The organism is Paenibacillus sp. GCM10027628, assembly GCF_042676385.1.
Classification (GTDB): Bacteria; Bacillota; Bacilli; order Paenibacillales; family NBRC-103111; genus Paenibacillus_E.
This window is the reverse complement of record NZ_JBHTHA010000002.1, coordinates 1,378,815-1,402,968: the sequence shown is the minus strand read 5'-3', so window position 1 is coordinate 1,402,968 and position 24,154 is coordinate 1,378,815. Positions and strand designations below refer to the sequence as shown.

Annotated in this window: 17 protein-coding genes; all 17 read left to right on the top strand. The window is 47.3% G+C overall.

Translation table 11 applies throughout. The features are described 5' to 3' along the window. Window positions 1-33 precede the first annotated feature (33 nt). The 17 genes from ACFQZT_RS06830 to nagZ all read left to right on the top strand — a co-directional run bounded on the left by ACFQZT_RS06830 (window position 34) and on the right by nagZ (window position 24,021). Complete coding sequence (locus ACFQZT_RS06830) at window positions 34-1,812, top strand: methyl-accepting chemotaxis protein (RefSeq protein WP_379297840.1); 1,779 nt, start codon at window positions 34-36, stop codon at window positions 1,810-1,812. 226 nt (window positions 1,813-2,038) lie between these two features. After that, complete coding sequence (locus tag ACFQZT_RS06825) at window positions 2,039-5,338, top strand: endo alpha-1,4 polygalactosaminidase (RefSeq protein ID WP_379297838.1); 3,300 nt, start codon at window positions 2,039-2,041, stop codon at window positions 5,336-5,338. A gap of 161 nt (window positions 5,339-5,499) precedes the next feature. Then, a complete protein-coding gene (locus ACFQZT_RS06820; protein WP_379297836.1) occupies window positions 5,500-6,741 on the top strand; it encodes an ROK family transcriptional regulator in 1,242 nt (413 codons plus the stop codon). Between the two features lie 143 nt (window positions 6,742-6,884). Beyond that, window positions 6,885-7,718, top strand: coding sequence for a sugar phosphate isomerase/epimerase family protein (locus ACFQZT_RS06815; protein ID WP_379297995.1), 834 nt, complete (start codon window positions 6,885-6,887; stop codon window positions 7,716-7,718). Window positions 7,719-7,722: 4 nt separating this feature from the next. Then, a complete protein-coding gene (locus tag ACFQZT_RS06810) occupies window positions 7,723-8,730 on the top strand; it encodes a Gfo/Idh/MocA family protein (RefSeq protein ID WP_379297834.1) in 1,008 nt (335 codons plus the stop codon). A gap of 3 nt (window positions 8,731-8,733) precedes the next feature. Further along, entirely contained in the window at window positions 8,734-9,468 is a 735-nt protein-coding gene (locus tag ACFQZT_RS06805; RefSeq protein ID WP_379297832.1) for a PIG-L deacetylase family protein, read from the top strand. A gap of 34 nt (window positions 9,469-9,502) precedes the next feature. After that, window positions 9,503-10,453: a sugar phosphate isomerase family gene (locus tag ACFQZT_RS06800; RefSeq protein ID WP_379297830.1), complete on the top strand. Its 951-nt coding sequence runs from the start codon at window positions 9,503-9,505 to the stop codon at window positions 10,451-10,453. 40 nt (window positions 10,454-10,493) lie between these two features. Continuing rightward, window positions 10,494-11,633: a Gfo/Idh/MocA family protein gene (locus ACFQZT_RS06795; protein ID WP_379297828.1), complete on the top strand. Its 1,140-nt coding sequence runs from the start codon at window positions 10,494-10,496 to the stop codon at window positions 11,631-11,633. 34 nt (window positions 11,634-11,667) lie between these two features. Continuing rightward, window positions 11,668-12,558 (top strand): carbohydrate ABC transporter permease, encoded by an 891-nt coding sequence (locus tag ACFQZT_RS06790; RefSeq protein ID WP_379297826.1) that lies wholly within the window; start codon window positions 11,668-11,670, stop codon window positions 12,556-12,558. Further along, window positions 12,555-13,397, top strand: a complete 843-nt coding sequence (locus tag ACFQZT_RS06785) for a carbohydrate ABC transporter permease (RefSeq protein ID WP_379297824.1) — start codon at window positions 12,555-12,557, stop codon at window positions 13,395-13,397. The genes ACFQZT_RS06790 and ACFQZT_RS06785 overlap by 4 nt, the downstream gene beginning before the upstream one ends. Window positions 13,398-13,473: 76 nt before the next feature. Beyond that, window positions 13,474-14,835, top strand: coding sequence for an ABC transporter substrate-binding protein (locus ACFQZT_RS06780; RefSeq protein ID WP_379297822.1), 1,362 nt, complete (start codon window positions 13,474-13,476; stop codon window positions 14,833-14,835). A 959-nt stretch (window positions 14,836-15,794) separates the two neighbouring features. After that, on the top strand, window positions 15,795-17,633 hold the full coding sequence (locus tag ACFQZT_RS06775) for a sensor histidine kinase (protein WP_379297820.1): 1,839 nt from the start codon (window positions 15,795-15,797) through the stop codon (window positions 17,631-17,633). Then, complete coding sequence (locus ACFQZT_RS06770; protein WP_379297818.1) at window positions 17,605-19,200, top strand: response regulator; 1,596 nt, start codon at window positions 17,605-17,607, stop codon at window positions 19,198-19,200. Before ACFQZT_RS06775 ends, ACFQZT_RS06770 begins: the two co-directional genes overlap by 29 nt. Window positions 19,201-19,302: 102 nt before the next feature. Beyond that, window positions 19,303-20,661 carry an extracellular solute-binding protein gene (locus ACFQZT_RS06765; RefSeq protein WP_379297816.1) on the top strand — a complete coding sequence of 453 codons (1,359 nt, stop codon included), beginning with the start codon at window positions 19,303-19,305 and terminating at the stop codon, window positions 20,659-20,661. 3 nt (window positions 20,662-20,664) lie between these two features. After that, complete coding sequence (locus tag ACFQZT_RS06760) at window positions 20,665-21,546, top strand: carbohydrate ABC transporter permease (protein ID WP_379297814.1); 882 nt, start codon at window positions 20,665-20,667, stop codon at window positions 21,544-21,546. Beyond that, window positions 21,543-22,373, top strand: a complete 831-nt coding sequence (locus ACFQZT_RS06755; protein WP_379297812.1) for a carbohydrate ABC transporter permease — start codon at window positions 21,543-21,545, stop codon at window positions 22,371-22,373. Before ACFQZT_RS06760 ends, ACFQZT_RS06755 begins: the two co-directional genes overlap by 4 nt. A gap of 25 nt (window positions 22,374-22,398) precedes the next feature. After that, window positions 22,399-24,021, top strand: a complete 1,623-nt coding sequence (gene nagZ / locus ACFQZT_RS06750; RefSeq protein WP_379297810.1) for a beta-N-acetylhexosaminidase — start codon at window positions 22,399-22,401, stop codon at window positions 24,019-24,021. The last annotated feature ends 133 nt before the right edge of the window (window positions 24,022-24,154 follow it).

Sequence of the window (24,154 nt, the reverse complement as noted above, 5' to 3'; positions counted from 1 at the left end):
ATGATTATACTTCTTGAAGGGGGAACTATCGCTTTGAAATTCAAGGTGAAATTGAATTGGAACTCGAAGTACGCCAAGTATTTGAAGAACGTGAAAGTAAACATGACCATGCTTCGCAATCTTAAACTTCGTTATAAACTGCTTCTCATGAATGCAATTGCTATTGCTTTTCTGTTGATCGTCGGGGTCGTCGGCTATCATTACATGGATAAAATGGCGGGCAATTCTACTAGAATGTACGAGGAAAGCCTGCTATCTGTCAAATGGATAAATCAATTAAAATCCAACTTCAATGAATCTCAGTCCAATTTACTGGAAATGATGCTAACCACTGACGTGAAATACAAGAGTAAGCTGAAGACGCAGCTGGATGAAGGCATAAAGACAAACAATGATTTGGTTACGAAATTGGGACAAATTCCGATGAATGCGGAAGAAAAGGCGGCGTACCAACAGTTCGAGGCTTTGAATGCCAAGTATCGCGAGGTGAGCACCGCTGCGGTTGAACACGCGACACAAAACAATCAAGTCGCCTATCAAGTATATAATATGCAAGTGTCTCCTCAGGGAAAACAAACGATAGAAGCTTTGACCCAATTAGTTAATTTAAAAGAATCGGCTGCTGAACAATTCCAGAAGACAAGTTCAAGAGATTCGGCCGTATCTCATTGGGTCATCATTCTGACGATCGTTCTGGCGATCATTGTTCTTACAACGAACGCGCTGGCTTTGAATATGATTATCACAACGCCAATCCGCAAATTGCAGGAATACATGGAGAAGGCGGCTGGCGGCGATTTATCGGTAAAAGGCAATTACCCCTACGACGATGAGGTGGGTAAGTTAACGACCTCTTTCAATATGATGACGGAAAGTCTCCGGAATCTGGTCGCGCAGATCGCCGATAACGCGCTGACACTTTCGGCGAGTTCGGAAGAACTTCTCGCGAGCTCCGAGCAAAGCTCGACTGCGGCCAAGCAGGTTGCTGTATCCAGTCAACAGTTGGCGCAAGATTTTGAAAAGCAATTTGCGGGTGTCAACCAAGCTAATGAGGCTGTACATCAAATGCTGGACAGCACGAAGCGGATCGATGCGTCTTCGCAAGAGGTAGCCGTGCTAGCCGAGCAAGCGTCTGCGGCTGCACAGAACGGGAAGCAATCCGTTGTTTCGATAGCAGAGCAAATGCGGGAAATTTCTGAAGCATCGCAAGAGGTCAGTGGGGTTGTCGAAGCTCTTGGCAAGAATGCGCATGAAATTGGCAAAATCGTGGGCGTCATCAACGAAATTGCCACTCAAACCAATCTGCTCTCTCTGAATGCGGCGATTGAAGCTGCGCGAGCGGGAGAAGCCGGGCGCGGCTTCGCGGTTGTTGCCGGCGAGGTTCGTAAGTTAGCCGAGCAATCTTCCTCGTCCGGGCGGGACATTACGAATCTGGTCGCCACGATTCAGAGACAAATTAATCATGCTGTCGTATCGATGCAAATAGGAGCAAGCAAAGTAGAAGAGGGATTGACGATCTCCGAGCAAGCCCAGGAATCGTTCGTACATATTGAAGCATCTGTAGATAAAGTGAATGCGAAAGTGGATGATGTGAATCAAGCGATCCACCATCTCGCTCAGGCGAATGTTCGTATCGAAGAAGTGATGAGCGTAGTAAGCGCAGTATCTGAGACGGGCATTAGCGTCAGTCAAGAAGCGTCGGCTGCCAGCCAAGAACAATTGGCGACGACCGAAGAGATAGAGAACTCCGCACAGGCATTGGCCGGATTAGCGGAAGAATTGCAGCTCTCGCTGCAGAAGTTTAAAGTTTAAACGAATAAAACGAGCCGCCGGCGAATTGAAGCCTGCGGCTCGTTTATTTAATGTATTGACGAGATGGAAGGATATGGGTACTATAAGATAGTAAATAAAGTTAATTAACAAACAAAGAAATGGAGGCGTAATGATTTATTAGCGTTTAAATCTTTTATGTTTGTAATCGCTTTCGCCGGAGTGGTCAGTCTAAGACGGTTTCTACAAATATCAAGGAGGTAGATGTATGAATTTTAAGCGGTCAAATAAGAAATGGATGGGCTCGTGGTTGATATCTGTTTTGCTGATGACGTTGATTCCTGCAATGGCTGTGGCGGCGGATACACCCGCACCGGCTTCTACGGGAAATTGGGCCAACATAAGAACTTATCTATGCAATTATGCTATAGATAGTCAGATTTTGAGCAATATTTCGAAGTTTACAAGCACGGATATGGATATTTTAGCTCAAGAAACGTCCGCTGCGACGTTGACGAGTTTGAAGACGAGCAAACCGAGTCTTTTCGAAATCGCTTATTTATCGATTGGTGAGACGAAAACGCTCTTGAAGGATGCAAACGGTCAAGTCATTAAATCTTATTACCATCTGGATGCAAACGGAAATCCGATTCAAAATGCGGTGTGGGGCGGTTACTATACGGATCCGGGCTCGGCTTCGTGGCAGGATTACGTCGTGAATACGATGCTTCCGCAAATTTATAGCAAAGGCTTTGACGGCGTATTTTTAGATACGGTGGATGACGCTTATTATGTAGATGCGGCTAGAGGCATTGATTTTAGAGGCTCCGAGCCAGGTATGTATGCCTTGATTCAGAAAATCAAATCGTACAATACCGGTAAGAAAGTCATTGTTAACCGGGGCTATAACCTTTTTGGCGGCATTGCTTTCGGCGTGAGATATGATGTAAGTCCTTTTGTTGACGGCGATATGATGGAGAGCGTAAACAGCACTTGGGCAAGCGATTACCCGAATCCTGACGGTACCTACAACACGAATTATCATGAATACCCTGCCGGAAGCCAGCAAAAGATTTATTCGCGAAATGCGATTAACAAATTTAATCAAATCCGCTATCAGTATAACGCAGATGGAACGGTAAAAAAGGATGGCAGTAACGCCCCGTTGAAGTCAAATACGTTTTTCCATGTGTTTGCATTGGATTATGTGTACAACCCGGCAGACTTGTCCCTAAGTCCTCCGACGACGCTTATGCAAGCGAATGTGAATTATGAATGGCCGCTTGGCGTCATCCCTTCTGCCGGTCGGCCAGACCTTAACAACCCACCTTATTATGATTGGCCGACTCAAGTTGCTTTGCCATCCGGTACAAACTGGGCTTCAAACCTGGACATACCGAGTATGCCGGTTGTAAATCCGAATGCGCAGGGCATCATTGATAATTTCGCAACGGGCGTATCCAAATGGCAAGCTATTGCCGGTTCAAGTCAGCCTGGTGTGCCCGGTGATACAGCAACTGTCAGCCAAGATACGACCGGCGGTGTGAACAGCGCCAAGCTTTCGATGACGGTTCAAGGGACCAAAGCATGGCAAAACTATGCGTCACTCCAATCGGTGGATTGGTTTACGCCGGCTGATTTATCCGAGGGCTATCTCACTTTTCAAGCCAAGCTTTCTACAGCAATTGATAACAACAAAAGAGTTCAAATCCAAATTCAAGATTCTTATAAAGATTATAAAGTTTTCGATATCACTAATCTGATTACAACGGGATGGACAACGATACGCTTGGATTTAAACAATGACGGCGCATATTATCCGGGCTGGGATGGATTAGATGACGGCTTTCATCCCGAATCTGTTAAAAACATTCTCTTCCAGGTGGTAAACAATTTGGATGGCGCCAGCGCATACACGGGAAGCCTGTATATTTCCAACCTGCAATCGAATGAAGATTCTATGCCTTACCCGGATGATACGGCGGGTGGTTTCATCGATAATTTCAGCGTGGCAAAATGGACAACCGCGAAGACAGGTTCCGCCAGCAACACAGCTGTGCTGACTGCCGATACAACCACTTTTCCTGGAAAAACGACTGGAAAGCTTGCCGTGTCCATCGTTGGAACGACAGCGTGGACAGATGGCGTTACTTTGAAATCCACGGACTGGTTTGATCCTGTAGATTTTACGAACCGCAGTATTTATTTTGATGCAGCCGTTTCCCCGGCTTTAACAGGAACCAATAAATCCGTTCAATTCCAATTGACGGACGTGAATAATAACACGAAAGCATGGGATATAACCGCACTGTTAAACTCAGCAAGTTTGACAACGCTGAATATTGACCCGCTTGTCGGAGGAAGCATTTATAACCAGAATGGAAGCACTTTTCAGCTGGGTAAGATCAAGTCACTCAAATGGATTGGTGTGAACACGGTGGGCGGCGGCGGCACTTACACCGGATCCATCTGGTTAACTAATCTGAAGGCGCCGCAGGTACTGCCGCAGCCTGACAGTGCAACAGGTTTGATTGATGACTTCACGAAAAGCAGCAAGAATTGGAAGTGCTCCAAGACAGGCTCGACTTCCAATGGCTGCCGGTTCAGCATAGACAGTACATCGTTCGCCGGACTTAAAGCGGGACGTGTCGCAGTGACTGTGGTCGGGAATACCGCTACGACGGATGCCGTTACGCTCAAGTCGGTAAATTGGTATACGGCCGTAGATTTCACCAAACGCGTACTGAAGCTGGATGCCAAAATTTCAATTCCATTGACGGGTACGAACAAATCCGTCCTGGTGCAATTGGTTGATTCGGGCGGGAATACAAAGTCATGGGACATTACGACCAAATTGTCTACAACCAGTTTGAGTACGGTAACCCTTAACATGTATGATCCGGCGGCCACAACGACAGGAAACTTCCAAATAAACGCCGTCAAATCCATGCGGATTATGTTCAAGAACAATGTAAGCAATTCGACTAGCTATACAGGTACACTGTGGTTTACCAATGTGATGGCGCCTGTCTCTATGCCTTACCCCGATGCGACGACAGGTATCATCGACGATTTCTCGCATGGTGCGATCTTCTGGACTCCCTCAATATTGGGATCCCCCAGCAATACCGCGGTCTTGGCAGCAGACAGCACGACTTTTGCCGGAAAAACAACAGGAAAACTCACGATGCATATTGCAGGAACGACGGCTTGGGCGGATGCTGCTATACTGAAATCTGCAGATTGGTCGAGCCCAATCGATTTCTCCGCGAGTCATCTTTATCTGGATGCTGCGGTATCTCCGGCTATTGCAGGAACCAACAAATCCGTTCAATTGCAAATAATAGATACGAACGGCAATTATACAGCTTGGGATATCACATCACAATTAGGCGCAAGCTTGAATACGATCAATATCAACCCTTTAGTGGGCGGAACGGTTTATAATCTATCCGGCACCTTCCAGATTAGCCAGATCAAATCAATCCAAATTGTCGTACTCACCAATACGAACACTACGCCTTACGTAGATGGAGCTCTATGGCTAAGCAATTTGAAAGTATTATAATTTGATAAGCTCAACTGCCGGCATCGTCGCGCTTTTTTAGCCCAAGCGATGTCGGCTCTTTTGCTGCGGGGGCTCCTTTATATATTTGAAAAGGTGTGTTAGTCTAAAAAAGATACCGACTCTGCAAAAGAGACATATAAACCGATAGGAGTTGTCCGGGAATGCAGCTGCATTCGTCCCTTAGAACACTTGATATTAAACAATCCAACAAAATGAATGTCCTTCAATATATCCGTCAGCATAAAGAATCGACAAAGCCGGAGATCGCCAAGCAGCTAGGTTACAGCGCGCCTACGGTTTCCAAGCTGGTCGACGAGCTGGTCGAAATCAACTACGTGAAGATAACCGGCACGGGGACATCTACCGATCAAGGGGGGAAACGTCCGAAATTGTTTGCTTTTAACCCGATGGGCGGCAGTATAGTCGCGCTGCATGTTGGCGTTCAAACGATTGAAGCCGGTTTGCTGAACCTGGAGGGTGAAGTGCTCTTCCATCGTTCCGAGAAGATTAAAAGCAAGGATACATCGGATAAGATCGTAGAAGCGATTGAGAAACACATTGAGATGCTCATGGAGAAATCCGAGCAGATTGGCCTGCGAACGTTAGGCATCGGGATCGGTTGTCCCGGTCTGGTTGAATTTGCCACGGGTACGATCTTAAAATCCTATAAGATCCATGTTCTGGAAAATGTTCAGCTTGGGACTTTGATTCGGCAAAAATTTGATTGTCCCATCTGGATCGACAACGAATGTAACAATTTAGCCTTGGCTGAAAAATGGTTTGGCGACGGCGGTGATCATGAAACGGCAATCAATTTGTTGACGGAAGCGGGGATTGGTGCGGGGATCATCATTGATCACCAATTAATTCGCGGTGCCGATAACAGCTTTGGCGAAGTAGGTCATACCGTCATCGATATGCATGGTCCTGAGTGTGATTGCGGCAACCATGGGTGCTGGGAGCTATTTGCTTCTACGGAAGCGGTCATCAAGCGCTTGGAAAGTACGAGAGAGCAGTCCGATTATCTATGTAAAGCAGGGGCCCATAAAGAGGTTCAAATGGAACTGATTGCCGAAGCGATCCAAGCAGGTGATGACTGGGCTTCGCAAATTGCGATCAAAGAGCTGGGGGAATTTTTGGCAATTGGCATCGTCAATTTGGTGAATATATTCAACCCGAACAGTATCAATATTCATGGCGAGATGAAAATGTTGGGCCAGCCTCTTCTTGAGGAAGTTAAGATCAGGGTTCGTCAAAAGGCCTTACCCGCGCCTGCGAAGCGGGTAAGGATTGATTTCTCCAAATTGGGGGATCATGCGCATGTTATAGGCGCTGGCGCATTGTGTGTGAAAGAACTTTTCGAATCTCCAGACGAATTGTTTCGTAGAAGCTCAAATATGTAGTTCAAATTGGATGGCCGCACAAGTGGGTCATCTATTTTTGTTTCTAAATAATCATTGATTTATTCTGACAATTCGGTTAGTATGAGGTTAGTTAGTAAAATACATTAATTAACTTACGTAAGCTTAATGAGAGGAAGATGAATTTGAAAAAAGGGATTAATCATTGGTCATTCCCTCAGGGGAGAACCGTAGCGGAATGCATCGCGCTAGCCAAAGAAGCGGGATATGAAGGCATTGAGTTGGCGCTATCGAAGACAGGCGATTTAAGTTTGGGGAGCACCGAACAGGAAATCAAACAAATTAAACAAGTTTTAACCCATACAGGTATGGAGATTGCAAGTCTGGCCTCAGGACTCGGTTGGGAGTATCAATTAACAAGCAGCAACGTTCAAAATCGAAATCAGGCGATCGAGATCATTACAAGACAACTGGATGTCGCTGCGCAATTGGAAGCGGATACAATATTGGTTGTGCCTGGCGTTGTAAATGCTGAGGTGACTTACGATCAAGCTTACGATAACGCCATGGAAGCTTTGGCGAAGTTGTCCAAAACTGCCGCAAGCTATAAGGTCGCCATTGGCGTCGAGAACGTTTGGAACAAGTTTTTATTGTCGCCGCTGGAGATGAAAGATTTTCTGGACAAAATCAATTCCAGCTATGTCGGGGCTTACTTTGATGTTGGAAATGTCCTGCTGACCGGTTATCCGGAGCAATGGATCAAAATCTTGAACAAACGAATCAAGAAAGTCCATTTGAAGGATTACCGCAGAGAAGCAGCCGGATTGGCGGGATTCGTCGACCTGCTGGCTGGTGATGTAGATTATCCTGCTGTGACTGGAGCTCTAACCGAGATCGGGTACAACGGTTATGTGATCGCTGAAATGATCCCGCCTTATACGCATTATACGGAACAAATCCTATTCAATGCATCGAGATCGATGGATGCGATCTTGGGCAGAACGACCGGAGGGAAGTGAACTCATGTTGAAAATAGGTTTAATTGGAACCGGATTTATGGGAAACATGCACAGTCTCTGTTATGAGGCATTAGCAGGGAAAGTTGATTTCCAAGTGACGGCGGTCGCGGATATGAATGAGGAAAAAGCCGGAGAAATCGCCAAGAAGTTCGGGGCCAAAGTATACTCGTCAGCTTCGGAGTTGATCGAACAGGGCGATGTGAATGTGGTGGATATCTGTTTGCCCACTTTTTTGCATACGGAAATTGCGCTGCAAGCGATGGAAAAAGGACATCACGTTTTCATCGAAAAGCCGGTTAGCTTGACGAAGGCGGAAGCGGAGCAGCTGCTTGAAAAGCAGAGAACGACGAAAACGAAGGTGATGGTCGGTCACTGCATTCGCTTTTGGCCGGAATATCAAGAGCTCGAGAAGCTGGTGAAGGAACAGACATATGGCCGGGTGATATCCGGCGTGTTCCGGAGAATCAGCCCGAAACCGACCTGGGCCTGGGATCAGTGGTTGGACGATGAGGGGAGAAGCGGCTCTGCAGCACTGGATCTGCATATCCATGACGTAGACTTTGTTAGACATTTGTTCGGGGAGCCGGATCATATCAAAAGCGAAGTCGTCAATAAACATAGCGCCAACATGCACATTTTCAGCCTGTATAATTATGGCGATGCCGTTATTTCGTTGGAAGGCGGATGGGATTATCCGACCCAGTTCCCCTTTGAAATGACGTACCGGGTGAAATTCGAGCAAGCGGTCGCCGAGTTCAACTCCAATGCGGTTCCTTCCTTACGGATTTTTGAGGACAGCGGCAAGATCATCGAAGTCGTATTAGATTCGGATTTGGGGGAAATCGGATCGGAAAGCAGCGGTAATATTTCCAGTCTTGGCGGGTATTACAATGAGTTGAGCTATTTCTTAAGCTGCTTAAGCGGAGATCGCGAAATTGAGCAGGCAACGCTTGAAGATGGCTGCCAATCGCTGATGCTGACACTGCGGGCAATTGCAGCTGCGGAGGAATAACGAATGGACATGGTTGCAGAGCGCAAAATGAACGTACTCGCTATAGGCTGCCATCCGGATGATCTGGAAATTGGCTGCGGGGGAACGCTTGCCAAGTTAGCCTCACAAGGACACCATGTAACCATGGTTCATGTGGCTAACGGAGATAAAGGGCATGTCGTTATTTCGTCAGATGAATTGAGATTAATCCGTGCGCAAGAAGCGCAATCCGCAGGCGCATTAATCGGAGCGCAGGTAGTCAGTTTGGATGTCCCTGATTTATCGGTAAAAGCGGATAACGATGAATTGATAGGCAAACTGGTCGACGTGATTCGGGAAACGAAGCCGGATTATATCATCACCCATGCGCCGGAAGACTACATGAAGGATCATATGGAGGTGTCCAAAGCGGTCTTTGACGCCAGCTTCGCTGCTACCGTTCCCTACTACCGAACGTCAGGCAATCATGAGGCTCATTCCTTAGTAGCGCCTCTTTATTATATGGATACACTTGCTGGGGTTGGCTTTGTACCGACCGAGTATGTAGATGTTTCCGAGTTCATTGAAACGAAGCTGAAAATGAATGAGTGTCATCAGAGTCAGATCAATTGGTTGTTTGAGCATGACGGCATTGATTTTATCGATTTTGTACGCACCGTGTCCAAATTTCGTGGATTGCAGTGCGGTAAAGCGTACGCGGAAGGCTTTACGCAGTGCCTGATTTGGCCGAGAGTAACGACGAGCCGGTTGCTTCCATAAGTGAAGGCGATATTTAGAAAGGAATGAGAAGAGAATGGATTTCTTGGATACGGTACGAGGATCTTTGTTGGAAGGTTTTTATCCGAAAGGTTGGGATTTAGCCAAGATCGATCAATGCTGCGCTTTGCCTCCGGAGGCGATCGGGGAAAGACAACCGTTCTGGCACGATGACTTCCAGCCGGTTGCTTGTGCGAATGTGCATGACTTCGATATGATGCTTGGACATGAAATCGCTTTGGAAATACGAAGAACGAAAGAAGAAGGTAAAAAGTTGGCCGTCATTTTGCCGGTTGGACCGATGGGCATGTATAAATGGACGGTCTATTTCCTGCAAGCGTGGGGTATCGATTGCGCCCATGTAAGCGGATTCAACATGGATGAATGGAGCGATGCGGAAGGGAATACGCTGGAGCCTACAAACAAGGGATCCTTCCAATATGCGATGGAACAAAGTTTCTACGGTCCTTTAGGCGCGTTAACGGTGCCTGTGGAGCAGAGAAATTTTGCTACCAAGCATAATCTACCCACGTATGTCGAAAAAATCAATGCCCTGAAGGCGGATGGCGCCGAGCTGATTACCGTATTCGGTATCGGCAGAATGCTTCATATTGCCTTCTGGGAGCCGCATTTCGCCGAGGAGTTTGAGGGGATTGAGGATTGGAAACAGCAGGCCTACCGGATCGGCGCCAAACTACATCCGCTTACCATCGAACAGAACGCGATCACTAGTTTCAAGAGCAGAACGATGCTCGTGCCGTGCAGAGCCAATACGATCGGTCCCGCGCTATTCCTCCAATCGGACCGTATCATCGGCGGATGCGACGGGGCCTTTGACAGAGGGATGCAGTGGCAGGGCATGCCATTATGGACCACGCTTCGCCATGGACCGGATATGTGGCTGCCGTCCACATTCATGCCCACGATGGCCGGAAAGCTGTTCTATTTGCAAGAACTGGCAGGGCCACTTGAAGCGGAGTGCAACTAATATGGCTGCTGTTAACCTGAAAACGTTAGGGGGTTAAACGATGAAAATAGGAATCATCGGCTTCGGCGTTCGGATCAGGCATATGGTTGAACAAGTGAAGCGGGTTTATCCGGACTGCCGGATAGCGGCGATAACGGATTTGCGGGTGAATGAAATTAAAAATGAGCTTGGCGATGAAACGTCGAGCGCCATTCATTTTTACGACACGCCGGAGGCTATGCTGAATCAGGAACAGCTGGACGGCGTGATGGTAGGCACCAGATGCTCGCTGCATACGGAGATGGCGATAAAAGTGATGGCAGCCGGTCTCCCGCTATTTCTGGAGAAGCCGGTTGCCACCAACATGCGGGATCTCTACCGGTTGAAGGAAGCTTATGAACGTGCCCAATCGGAAGTCGTCGTTTCCTTTCCGCTGCGCTACTCGCCTTTGATCCAGCTAGCCAAAGAAATTATCGATTCCGGTAAACTGGGCACCGTTGAACATGTTCAGGCTTACAACAACGTGCCTTATGGCGGGGTTTACTACCACAACTGGTATCGGGATGAGAAGGAGACGGGCGGGTTGTTTCTTCAAAAGGCGACGCACGATTTTGATTACTTGAACTATTTGCTCGGATATCAACCGGTCGCGGTCAGCGCGATGAAATCGAAGCAAGTGTTCAAAGGAAATAAACCAGCTGGGCTAAAATGTGCGGATTGCAGTGAAAATCAAACTTGTCCGGACAGTACCGTCAGGCTCGGAACGGACTTGTCCGAATCGGTAACAGGTCCCTACTGCTGCTTCGCCGTGGATACCGGAAACGAAGATTCAGGCAGTGCACTGATCCGCTACGATACGGGGATGCACGCTGCTTACTCGCAGAATTTCTATGCCCGCAGAGGGGCGGGATTGCGAGGAGCCAGATTGCTCGGCTACAAAGGCACGCTGGAATTTGATTGGTATACCGGCAGTTTGAAGGTACATATGCACCATACGCCCCGGGTGGAGACCTATGAAATAAAAACGGAAGACGATTCCCATGGCGGAGGCGATGAAGTGCTTGCCCGCAATTTTGTCGACATTGTGCTGGGAAAAGCGAAATCGCATTCTACGTTAGCATCGGGATTGCTCAGCGCATTGATGTGTCTGAAAGCCACGGAATCCGCTGAAACCGCCACCTTTCAAGAGATTGCGTGGTGAAAAGCTGAAGCGTATTACAAAGGAGTTGTAAGCAGTGATTTCATCCAGGTTTAGAGAGGAAGTCAAATTTTACTTATTCATATTGCCTTGGATCATTGGATTTCTTTCCTTCTTCATCATTCCCGCAACGGCCGCTCTCATCTATAGTTTTACGGATTATAACGCTATACAAGCGCCGAATTGGGTTGGTTTGCAAAATTTCAATACGATGTTTCACGATCCTATCTTTACGAAGAGCTTGACGAACACTTTGTTTTTCGTATTCGTGGGAGTTCCGGTCAATGTGATTTTCCAAATAGCCGTCGCAAATCTATTGAATCTAAATGTCAAGGGAATCGCCTTTTTCCGCACGTTCTATTACTTGCCTTACCTCGTTCCCGTTATTGCCACCGTCGTCATCTGGCGGTTAATTTTCGCCACCGACACCGGAATCGTCAATGCCGTACTGAGTTGGTTCGGCGTGGAAAAGATCGCTTGGCTGGAAGAGCCGTCGCTGATCAAGCCGATGATCGTAACGATGGGCATGTGGGCCTCCGGCAGCGGCGTTATTGTGTTCTTGGCCGCTCTCAAAGGCGTGCCGCAGCATCTATACGATGCGATTAAGGTCGACGGAGCCGGGATGATCCGCACTTTTTTCGTGATCACACTGCCGATGATTTCGCCCGCTATTCTTTTTTCGCTGGTGATGCAGATGATTTCAAGCTTTCAAATGTTTACCGAAGCCTTCTTGTTAAATCAGGGAGGACCGGATTACGCTTCCACTACCTTTATGCTCAATACGTACAATACCGCATTTCGGGATTTTCATTTCGGCCTCGCCATGGCAAAATCTTGGATTTTGTTCTTGTTCATTCTGATCATCACGCTGGTCATTATGGGAACTTCAAGACGTTGGGTCTACTATGAAGGGGAGGAGCGGAGATGAACACAGCGTTGAAGCGAAATTATGGCAAGCTATTCATTGAATACGTGCTGCTTCTTATCGGATTGGCCGTATTCATCGGGCCTCTCCTGTGGCTGGTCTCCACGATGCTGAAGACTAGGGGGCAATCGATGGCCTATCCGCCAGAATGGGTGCCAAGTCCGGTTACATTTGAAGCCTTTACCCGGCTGTTTACGAATCTCCCGCTAATCTCCCACTGGTTCGTCAATTCCTTTGTTATCTCGATCAGCGTGGCTGTCGGTACGGTACTGTCGAGCTCGCTTGTGGCATTTGGATTCGTACGGACGAGAGCACGGTCTAAAAATTTCTTATTCATCGTGGTCATGATTACGCTAATGATTCCTTATCAAATTACGCTGCTTCCTTTGTATTTGATCTATAAAAATATCGGATGGTACGATACGTGGCTGCCATTAATCGTCCCTTCTTTTTTGGGAAACGCTTTCTTTATCTTTTTGTTCCGCCAGTTTTTTCTCACGATCCCATGGGAACTGGACGAGGCGACACATATGGACGGAGGCAATGCGTGGGTCGTTTACACCCGGATCATTATGCCGTTATCGGTACCCGTATTAATGACAGGCGCCATATTCTCGTTCGTCTTTTCTTGGGTCGATTTCTTCTCGCCCTTCATTTTTCTGCAGACGCCCGAAAAATATACGGTCAGCGTTGGCTTGCAGTTGCTAATCGGTACACAATCGCAAGATATACCGGCTTTGGCAGCGGGTTCGTTTCTCAGCTTACTGCCGATTGCTGCTTTATATTTCTTCGCCCAAAGGTATTTTAAAGAGGGGGTGGTCCTGACCGGCGGCAAAGGTTAATTCGCAATTAGTTCATAAGGCGTTTTTGTTCGAAAGCTTGGCAACTTAAGGGGAAAAGAAAATGGGAGGGTATCGCATGAAAAAAGGAAAACAAGTAGGTAACCTAATCGCTTTGACCTCGATGAGCCTCATGCTGCTGGCCGGATGTTCGGCTAAGACAGCGACAACCGAAAGTCCAAAAGAGAGTAGCACCAGCGCGACAGCAGCAGCATCGACTGCGCCAGCTAAAGAAGAAAAAGTGGAATTAACAATGGCTGAGTGGGGAACCGCTGATCAGGTCAAAGATACACAAACGATCCTGAATGTATTCATGCAAAAAAATCCGAATATCAAGGTCAATTTGGTTTACAAAGATTGGGGCAGTTACTGGACATGGATTACGACGCAGGCGGCTTCCAAGGACTTACCGGACGTATACAAAATGAGTTTCGCATATGTGGATAAGTACGCCAAGCTGGGGGCGATGAAGCCTTTGGATGATCTCATCAAATCTACGAATTTCAACCTCGGCGATTTTGAACAGCCGCTGCTCGATATGCACAAAAGCGGCGGCAAGCAAGTCTCGCTACCGCGGGATGCGAACACCGTTGTGATGTATTATAACAAAGACATTTTCGACAAAGCGAAGCTGAAATATCCGGATAAAGAAATGACTTGGGATCAAGTCGTGGAATTGGCTAAAAAGCTAACGGTCGATGAGAAGGGCAATACGGCAGCCGACGCTGCCTTTGATTCCGGACACGTGAAGCAATGGGGGATCTTGGCGGACCCAGCCGGCATGGCCGACGCCGTGTTAGAGCCGCAGCTCTGGTCCAACGGAGCGCGGATGGTTGATGATTCCAACAAGCTGGCTTTGGAAACGCCTGAAGCGAAGCAAGTGCTGCAATTTTTCCAGGACTTAACGACGAAACAGCACGTGAATCCGCCGGCTAGTGTCGTAGCGGGAATGGGCGGCAATCAGATCCTGGCCTTCGGAACTGGTAAGATTGCAATGGCTTTTGCCGGAAGCTGGAGCGCAGTTGATATAAAAGCGGCAAATGTCAAATTCGATTCGTTCTTGCCGCCGAAGTTCAAGGAAGTCAAAACAGTCGTACAGCCGGCCGGATACGCTTTAAGCCCGAACTCGAAGAAAGAGAAAGCGGCTTGGACGCTTTTAAGCTGGCTGACAGGTCCTGAAGGGCAGATCGAAATGGCCAAATTGGGCAATGCCATCCCGGCAAATAAGAAAGCTGGAGACACTTATTTGAAATTCGATCAAGGCTTCGATAAGAAAATTTTCCTGGAGGCACAATCCAAAGCGATTCCTGCGCCTTGGTATGAAGGCAAGGACCGGCTGTTGTGGGAATATATCCCACAAAAATTGCAGTTACCGCTTCAAGGTAAAGGCAATGTGGACGCTGCGATTAAAGAAATTACAGGCTTAATGAACAACAAGTAAATAGTTAGGTAAGCTGCTTCTATATTGTTATGAACCAAAGGATCTGAGGATATGCGGAGTCTTTGGTTCATTTTCATTATTCATGAAAAGGTCGAAATTATATCATATTGATCTCTGGTTGGGAAGATGCTTATTTGACAAAATGGAGAAGTTTATTGTATGATGGTTGAGTTGATTGAAATGAAACATATAAACACTTCAAACCAAACCTCATTTACCCCACACGAACGATTAGCGAGACGAAAGTAACCCCCTTTCCTTGTTTGTTTTTCCCAATGTGCAGTAAGCTCATTCATGGTAAACCCGAGGCAGCGTTTAGTGTTTCGGCAGCAAGTGTTTGTTTAGCAATTCTCACTGGCGCGGTCATGGAGCCGCAAGGATGGAAGAGAGGCAGGGCTTTCGTTGTTTTGATAGCAGCACAGTATAAACGCAATTCATAGAGATCAATGATAAGAAGGCTGTTTTTATCCGATTGGATAAAGGCGGCCTTTTGTTTACCACGCTCCCTAACTCCGCCTTTTAAGGACTCGTCGTTCTCTAATAAGATACTCAAGTGACTCTAAATGTTTGTGATTCTACCGCCAAAGTTAGCATAGAGAACAAGATTCCATATATAACGAATTTGGTTCTTTAATTATAGACTTCTGTTCTATCGAGCTCGGTTTTGACCATCTTTCATTCAATTTGCGTCAAACTAGTACACTATTAGCGCCTCATGTTCTTTGTTACGAAACTCGCCTCAAGTCATAACATGAAACCGTGCCCGGAAGGGGACAGGAGAAGAGTAAACGGGCCTCATCCACATCCTGTGGTATTGCCAAGTCTATTGAATTAGAATAAAGAGGATATTATCCCTCACTATAGAAACGTATCCCTAGGTGCCTGAAATGAACGTCAATTATAATAAGAAGAAATAGAAAAGCGAGATCGTTCTGTTAGAAGGGAGCCTGAAACCGTCAATGAATTTAAACAAGAAAGTGTATATCGGGTTTCTGACTTTCATCATAATTCCCTTATTCGTACTGGGATCCGTAGTGTACACCGTCTCACAACAATTAATTGAAAAAAAATATGGTGATCTGACAGAGGTAACGCTGCAGGCGATTTCACGCAATATTTATTACATGTTTAAGGAAGCCAATTATTTCTCTGATTTCTGGATGGTCAAGGAAGGGATTCAAGGGATTTATAGGTCCATGGATGAGGTCAAGCCGAACGAGGATACGCTTTCTTCCTATGATCTCAATACCTTTGACACACTGCTGCGCAGCTCGATTCTCACGTATTCACCCGTTCAATCCGTTGTCATTTATAACAATCATGGCAAATCTTTCAGCGCCGGCCGGACGAGCGGTATCTCCACGCCATGGACTTCACTGCTTGACAGCTCAGCCTTCAAACAGATCCAGAGCTTAAACGGAAGCCCATTGTGGATCGGGCCGGGGGAATATAAGGAATTTCCTACGGGACACCGGGAGTTCTATCAAGCGCGTATGGTCAAAGACTTTTGGACGATGGATAATCGCGGCTATATGCTGCTCCGGTTTCGGTTTAATGAACTGGATCAAATTTTTCGCTCCTTCAATACCACGGAGGAAAGCTCAAAGCGTTACTTGATCGTCAATAAAAGCGGTTTTATTTTCTTTGATAACAAACAAAACCTGGAAGGGGCTAACATTCTCCAGCTATTGCCGGGCAAGCTTGATTTAACGAACCCTAATCGGAGCTTTCAAGCCTCTTTTCAAGGTGAGAAAAGCCTGGTTTCCTTGTATCACCTTGATCTGAACGAAATGGGCGTTCAAGATTGGAGCGTCGTATCCATCACCTCGTGGATGTATGTGGCCGGGGAAATTGAGACGATTATGAAATGGGTCGCCGGTATCACGTTTATTTGTTTGTTCTTTGCCCTCGTTTATAATTTGGTGTTCGTCCGAAGAATCATTCTATTTATTTTACGTATCGTCTCGTCGATGAAAAGGGTGGAGAGGGGCGATTTATCCACGAGAATCGAAGTCAGCGGCAAAGATGAGACGCAGGCTCTTGCCCGTGGATTCAACAGTCTGGTTGTACGTGTGGAAGATTTGCTGGAAGAGGTAAAACGTCAGCAGGACCGAAAAAATAAGGCCGAGCTCATGCTGCTGCAAGCCCAAATCAAGCCGCATTTTTTATTCAATACGCTGGAATCGATCAATGTGCTCGCGATTCAGAATCAGGGCAGGAAAGTGAGCCAAATGGTATACCGTCTGGGCAATTTGCTGCGGATCGGCATGGAAAACAAGGAAGAGATTACGCTCAAGCAAGAGCTTGAACATTTGAAAAGCTATTTGGAAATTCAGGAATTTCGATTTGAAGACCAGTTTCACTACGAGATAGAGGCGCCGTCCGAGCTGCTTGACTTCCATATCCTCAAGCTGACGCTTCAGCCCCTAGTTGAAAACAGCCTTCAACATGGTTTTGAGCCGATTGATTATAAGGGGTTTATATCGATTCGTGTTGTAGATGAGGAGAACCGGATCGGCATCTATGTGACCGATAACGGAACCGGCATCAGTGAGGAGAAGCTGGCCAAATTCCGTTACAAGACCGAATTGAAAACGTCTATTCATGAAATTATGGACGTAAATGAGGAACGACGCGGACTTGGCGTCAGTAATGTGGCAGATCGCATCCGGATTCAATACGGGACTCCATATGGCATGTTTATATGCAGCCAGGAAGGTCAAGGCACGACAATGAAAATCGTGATTCCAAAAACGAGGGGGCAGGTCAATGAGGTTGAAGGCGATATTGGCGGATGATGAGCCGAATATTTTACGCAATTTACAGCTGGTCATCCCCTGGGACGAACTGCAAATCGACATTGTAGGCACCGCAAAGAACGGCATCGAAGCACTCGGGCTTGCCGGCCAGCAAACCCCGGATCTCGTCATGAGCGACATTCGCATGCCGCAAATGGACGGAATCACGTTCGTTGAAAAGCTTCGTGAAATCAATGAAAGCTGTGTTGTGCTTATGGTTACGGGGTATCAGGACTTTGAATACGCGCGGTCGCTTATGAAATTTGGCGTTAGTGACTATATGTTGAAGCCTATCAATTACGAGGAATTAGAAAACAGGATTCGAAATCTTGCCGAGCAGATTCGAGCCAAGAAGCAGATGAAGCTAGAAGAAGATCAAAAATGGGGCAAAGTAAAAACGCTGGCATATGAAAAAATATTGTACGACGTCCTCATGAACTGTACGGAAATTACACTCAGCATCATGCTGCCTATGGATGATATGGATTTTGACCGCTTTACATATGCGGTTGCCTTGATCGACGTGGATGATTATTCCCAAAAATCGCTGCAATGGACGGAAGCCGATCGCAAGCTGTGGAATTTCGCTGTGAGAAACGTGCTGCAGGATTCAATGGCGAATGAGAAGTTGAAAAGCAGCGTACTCCAAATGCGAGAAGGGGAATGGTGCCTGTTGATCCAGTGCGAGTCTCCGGGTGAACTAATTACGCTAACTTCCTTGCAGCGGATATCCGAGCTATTGCAGCGCGATGTTTTGCAAACAGTGAAATTCGGCTTAAGTGTGGGCTTGTACCCGGAAATGGTTGGGATTCGTCAACTATCGGGTGTTTATAAGAAGTTGCAGCGATTGATGCAGCTTAGTCTAGAGAAACAGCAATCCGTGATCATTTATAAAGAGTCCAAAGATTCGGCGGACGCGAATATTTCATTGTGGTACTTGGTGGAAGAGATTGTCACCAGTTTGAAGCAGCTCAACCGCACCAAAACGGAGGATGCGCTGGGACGATTAAAGTCGCTTCTGGAAGGATTGTCGAACAATTCTTTTGCCCGGGCTTTCCAAATGCTGCACTTTCTCATTCTTCACGTGGTTCGCGAATTGCGTGAAATGAACAGCATTGAATTAAATGAGGAAGAAGATGTATGGCGAAAGCTCGAAAATAGCGATTCTATCCAGCACCTGCTGCAAATTATGGTTCATCTCGCAAAGCTGGGCCTGGAGGGAACGAATAAGAAGAAAAACAGCGAACTCCTCATGGCATCGGCAAAGGAATACATTCGTACCCATTATTCAACGGATTTTGGCATCGAAGATATCGCCGCTGCTCTCGGTATCAGCAGTTCCTATTTCAGCCTGCTCTTTAAGCAGCACTTCGGAGAAACATTTGTTGAGTATGTGACGAAGCACCGGATGGAACTGGCCAAATCCATGCTGCTGCTGAGCGATAAAAGTATCACCGATATTGGAAAATCGGTTGGCTACATGGAGCGGCGGTATTTTACAAAAGTTTTCCAGAAGTTTACCGGCGAGATTCCTTCGGAATACCGCGATAAAAGACGAGAAGGGTAGTAGAGGTAGAGGAATTTCCCCCTAAATTAGGAATTTGTAGGCCTTTAGGAGGGAGTTCCTCCATTTTATAATTACTTTGCACGGCTAAGGAGCTCATCATTTATGGGAAAAAGAGCGTTGATTTCCGCGGCAGGCCTGCTTGCCTCCATGTTCCTGTTATCTGCTTGCGGACCTTCGGGTACAGCAGGAGAGGGGAATCACACGAGTCCGCCTAACGCCGCGGGCAATTCAGGAGCGAAGGCGGAGCCGATCTCGTTAACGATTCGCCATACGCAAGTGAAAGATACGCAAAAGAAGCGTCTGATCATGCTGCAGGATGTCGTCAAAGCAACGGAGGACAAAGTACCTGGCTTAACAATAACCTTGGACGGTGTAGAAGACAAAGTGAACCGGTTCGAGAAGCTGCGAGCGGAAATGGCTGCGGGCAACCCGCCGGAAATTTTTGATTTGTTCGGAGGAACGGACACCAGAGACTACGTAAAAGCAGATCGTCTGCTCGATTTGACTCCGGTGTTGAAGGAGCTCGGGCTGATCGACAAGTTTTATAGCTTCGATGAGTTCACCGTGAACGGTAACATTTATGGAATCCCGATGGCGGGCTATGTGGAGGGCTTGTATTACAATAAAAAGATTTTGGCTTCGAATGGGCTGAAGCCTCCACAAACATGGGAGGAGCTGCTTGCCGCAGCGGATGCGCTCAAAGCGAAGCATATTACTCCCTTCGCGCTTGCGGCCAAAGATTCTTGGGTGATCAACATGATGATCAATACGATGTGGGTGCGGACCGCGGGTGCCGATTCGATCGAGGGATTCCTGAGTGGCAGCAAGCACTGGACCGATCCGGACGTCGTGGACGCTTTCTCCAAATATCATATCTTGGTGAAAAAGGGCTATTTCCAGGAAGGCAGCTTGGCGCTTGCTTATGCGGAGCAGCAGAACAAATTTAGCAGCGGTGAAGCGGCCTTCATGTTTGATGGCAGTTGGGCGAATACGCCGCTGCTCGATCCGGAAAAATCCACGATCGTGAACGATGTCGGATTCATGAATTTTCCGTCGATGGGCGGACCCGGCGACGGTTATATCAATGGCGGCTGGTCGAACGCTTACGGATTCTCTAAAAAAGTGAGCGCCGCTCAGCTCGTCGCTATAAAAGAATTCATTCGGCAAATGTACAATGAACCGATGCAAAAAAGACAGCTGATGGAAGAAGGGATGCCGCCGGCTATGAAACTTCAGGATGTAAGTAATGTGAATCCGCTGATTTCTGAAATTTTGAACGTATTTGCCAATGCGAAAGGCACATTCCCTGCATTCGATTCCCGCATTCAGACGAAGGTCAGAGAGAAGCTGGAGCGCGGCATGCAGGAGCTAATTGGCGGGCGAACCGATCCGGCAACGCTTATGGCGGACATTCAGAAACAGCAGGATGCTTCGAATAAGGAAGAGGCTCATACGAAATAAAGGATGAATAAGACACTAAGAAATCCTTTCGCCTACGCGCTTTTTATCCTGCCGACTTCGCTGCTCTTTATCGTTTTTTTTCTGTATCCGCTCTTGACTTCGTTAAGGTATGGATTCACCCATTGGAATGGGATCACTCCTCCCCAATTCATTGGATTGAATAATTTCATAATGGCGTTTGAGGATAAATATTTCTGGATTGCAGTCCGTAATAACCTGTATTTTATTGGTTTTTCCGTCTTTTTACAGATCCCTTTGATCCTCGTTCTGGCACTGCTTATAAGCCGCGTGAGTCGGTTGACCGCTTTTTATAGAACGACAATCTTTCTTCCCACGATTCTATCGACTTCGGTGGTCGGTGTGCTGTGGGCATTTGTTTATCATCCGCAAGCCGGACTGCTCAACCAGCTGCTGCAAGCGCTGGGCCTGAATGGATGGAAACATGTTTGGCTCGCAGATGAATCGACTGCTATGCTGTCCGTGCTTGTGACGAATGCATGGCAATGGATAGGCTTCTATGTCGTACTCGTATTATCGGCCATATATGCTATACCCAAGGAAATCATGGAGGCGGCAGAGATCGACGGTGCTGTCAATTGGCGACGGGCGTGGGTAATAACGATTCCGCTTCTACGACCTGTTATTATACTGATCGTGCTGCTCTCCATCACGGGTGCGATGAAGGCATTGGATATCGTTTTCGTCATGACTGGCGGCAATCCGTACGGCATCACCGAAGTGATGGCTACTTATATGTACAAAAAAGCTTACCGCCTGGGCGACTACGGGTATGCCAATGCGATAGCCCTGCTTATTTTTGCTTTTACCGTCGTTCTGACTTCTATGTTTCGCATGTTTGCAAGAGAAAAGGAGAGACTTTATTGAAGGGAAAACCATACTTCAACGTCTTCCCGCATATTGTGCTCATGACGTACTTGTTCGTAATCCTCTACCCGCTCGTTTGGGTATTTAACTCGTCGTTCAAGCAGAACCGGGAGATTATTGCATCGCCGTGGTCTTTTCCTCATAATGTAACGTTAGCGAATTACCTTAATGCATGGACTGGGGCCAACGTCAGTCATTATTTTGTGAACTCTCTCTATATATCAGCGTTCTCGGCAGTGGCTACCCTGCTCCTTGGTACGGCAACGGCTTACGCGATTACGCGAATGAAGTTCCCAAAGCTCAGTAAGCTTGTGGCAGGCGGTTTAATGCTCGCGTTGCTGATTCCTGCAGGATCGCTGCTCGTTCCCTTATACATATTGCTGAGAGATTTATATATTTACAATACGCCATGGGCGCTTGTGCTGCCCTATGTCACATTTGGATTGCCGCTGACAGTCTTTATCGTATCGGCTTTTCTGAAGTCCGTACCGACGGAGCTGGAGGAAGCGGGGATCGTGGACGGGCTTTCCGCCTACGGTCTCTTGGGGCGTATCATCGTGCCGATCACGATGCCAACCCTTGCCACGGTATTTATGCTCAATTTCTTGAGCAATTGGAATGAGTATATGATGGCGAATCTGTTTTTGGCCAAAGAGAAGCTGCGGACGCTGCCTGTTGCGATGGTCGCTTTTTATGATCAGCTCAATATGAACTACGGCTCATTGTGTGCGGCTATTATGTTTAGCGTGATTCCGGTGGTGCTGATTTATATGATTTTGCAAAACCGAATGATAGAAGGATTAACAACGGGAAGCGTCAAAGGATAACCCAATTTCGAGGAGCGTGTCCATCATGTTATCGAGCAATCAACCATTAACGCTGAGACAAAAGGTCGGACAGATGTTTGTTTGCGGTTTTGAATCACTGCAGCCGAATGCGGAAATAACAAAATTAATTATGGAGTATGGATTAGGCGGCGTCATTTACTTCCGCAGAAATGTTAAGGATGTTAATCAGTTGGCACGGTTGTCTGCGGATTTGCAAAAAATGAGCCGCCAGAATAATGGTTTGCCGCTATTCATCGCGGTTGATCAAGAGGGCGGGATGGTATCCCGTATCGAGAATGGAGCGACGCTGCTGCCGGGCAATATGGCTTTGGGGGCAACATTCGCGCCGGCAGGCGTATATGCGAGCGCAAAAGTGATGGGCAAAGAGCTGCGCCAAATGGGCATCAATATGAACTTTGCGCCTTGCCTTGACATTAATAACAATCGCCTGAATCCGGTTATCGGCGTTCGTTCTTACGGGGAAACGGCCGAGCTTGTCAGCGACATGGGGACGCATGCGGTAAAAGGACTTCAGGAAATGGGCGTCATCGCGACGGTCAAGCATTTTCCGGGACATGGGGATACGTCGGAGGATTCTCATCATGATCTTCCTGTTGTCCCCCATAGCATGGAACGCCTGATGGAACTGGAGCTTGCTCCTTTCGTAAAGGCCATCGAGGCCGGAGTTGATGCCATTATGACGGCTCATGTTGTGTTCGCGGCTCTTGCAGAAGACGGTCTTCCTTCGACGTTATCTCATCGGATTTTGACGGGGCTGCTTCGACAGAAGCTTGGTTTTGAAGGCTTAATTGTAACGGATTGTTTGGAAATGAAGGCCATCTCCGAAGGCATCGGTGTGGCCGAAGGCGCAATTCGAGCGATCGAAGCGGGCTCGGATTTGATTTTGGTGAGTCATTTGCTGGGGCGGCAAATCACGGCATTGGAAGCCGTTATCGAGGCCGTAGAGAGCGGGCGCCTTCCCGAGTCGCGAATCGATGAATCGGTGATACACATTATGAAGTATAAATTCAAGAGAGACATCCAATTTGAAAAGCTGACTCCGATATCGTCCGAGGCGATTTCGTCGTCGGAACATCAGCAATTGGCTAAAGAGCTTAGCCGCAAGAGCATTACCTTAGTGAAGGATGACGTGGGTAAGGCACTGGATGTAAACGAGCCGACTCTTGTCATTTGGGCTGAGGTGCAAGCGGGCACGGAGATTGACGAAGTAGTGGAACGGGAAGGAACGCTGGGTTCCGTGCTTAAGGAAGTCACAGGTAAGGAAGTTGATGAAGTGTACGTCGGCTTGTATCCTTCCGAAGCGGATATTGCGAAAGTACTTCAAGAAAGCGAAGGCAAAAAGCAAGTCGTTATGGTCACTTACAATGCGACATTCTCTAAGGGACAAACTGAGCTCGTTCATCGTCTCGCAGGACAGGCCGACCTACACTTCATTGTAGCTGCCGGTCGGAATCCTTACGACTTACTGGAGTTTCCGGAAGTGAAGACTTACTATGCTTGCTATGAAAACCGCCCGCTTGCGATGTATTCTCTGGCTCATGTGCTTCTGGGAAAAGAGAAAGCGGTCGGCCGCTTGCCGGTGACATTGTCCGAGCAATATCCGATCGGTTGGAGGCACGAATACTAGTGATTGAAATTCATATGACCGGTCATATGACCAATTTCACTAGACGATAGAGCACCCTTTCGTTACAGTATCAAAGGAGAGACTTTGGCTCGCTCAAAGGCTCCCTATATAATAGGCTGCAACTTTTTCGTCC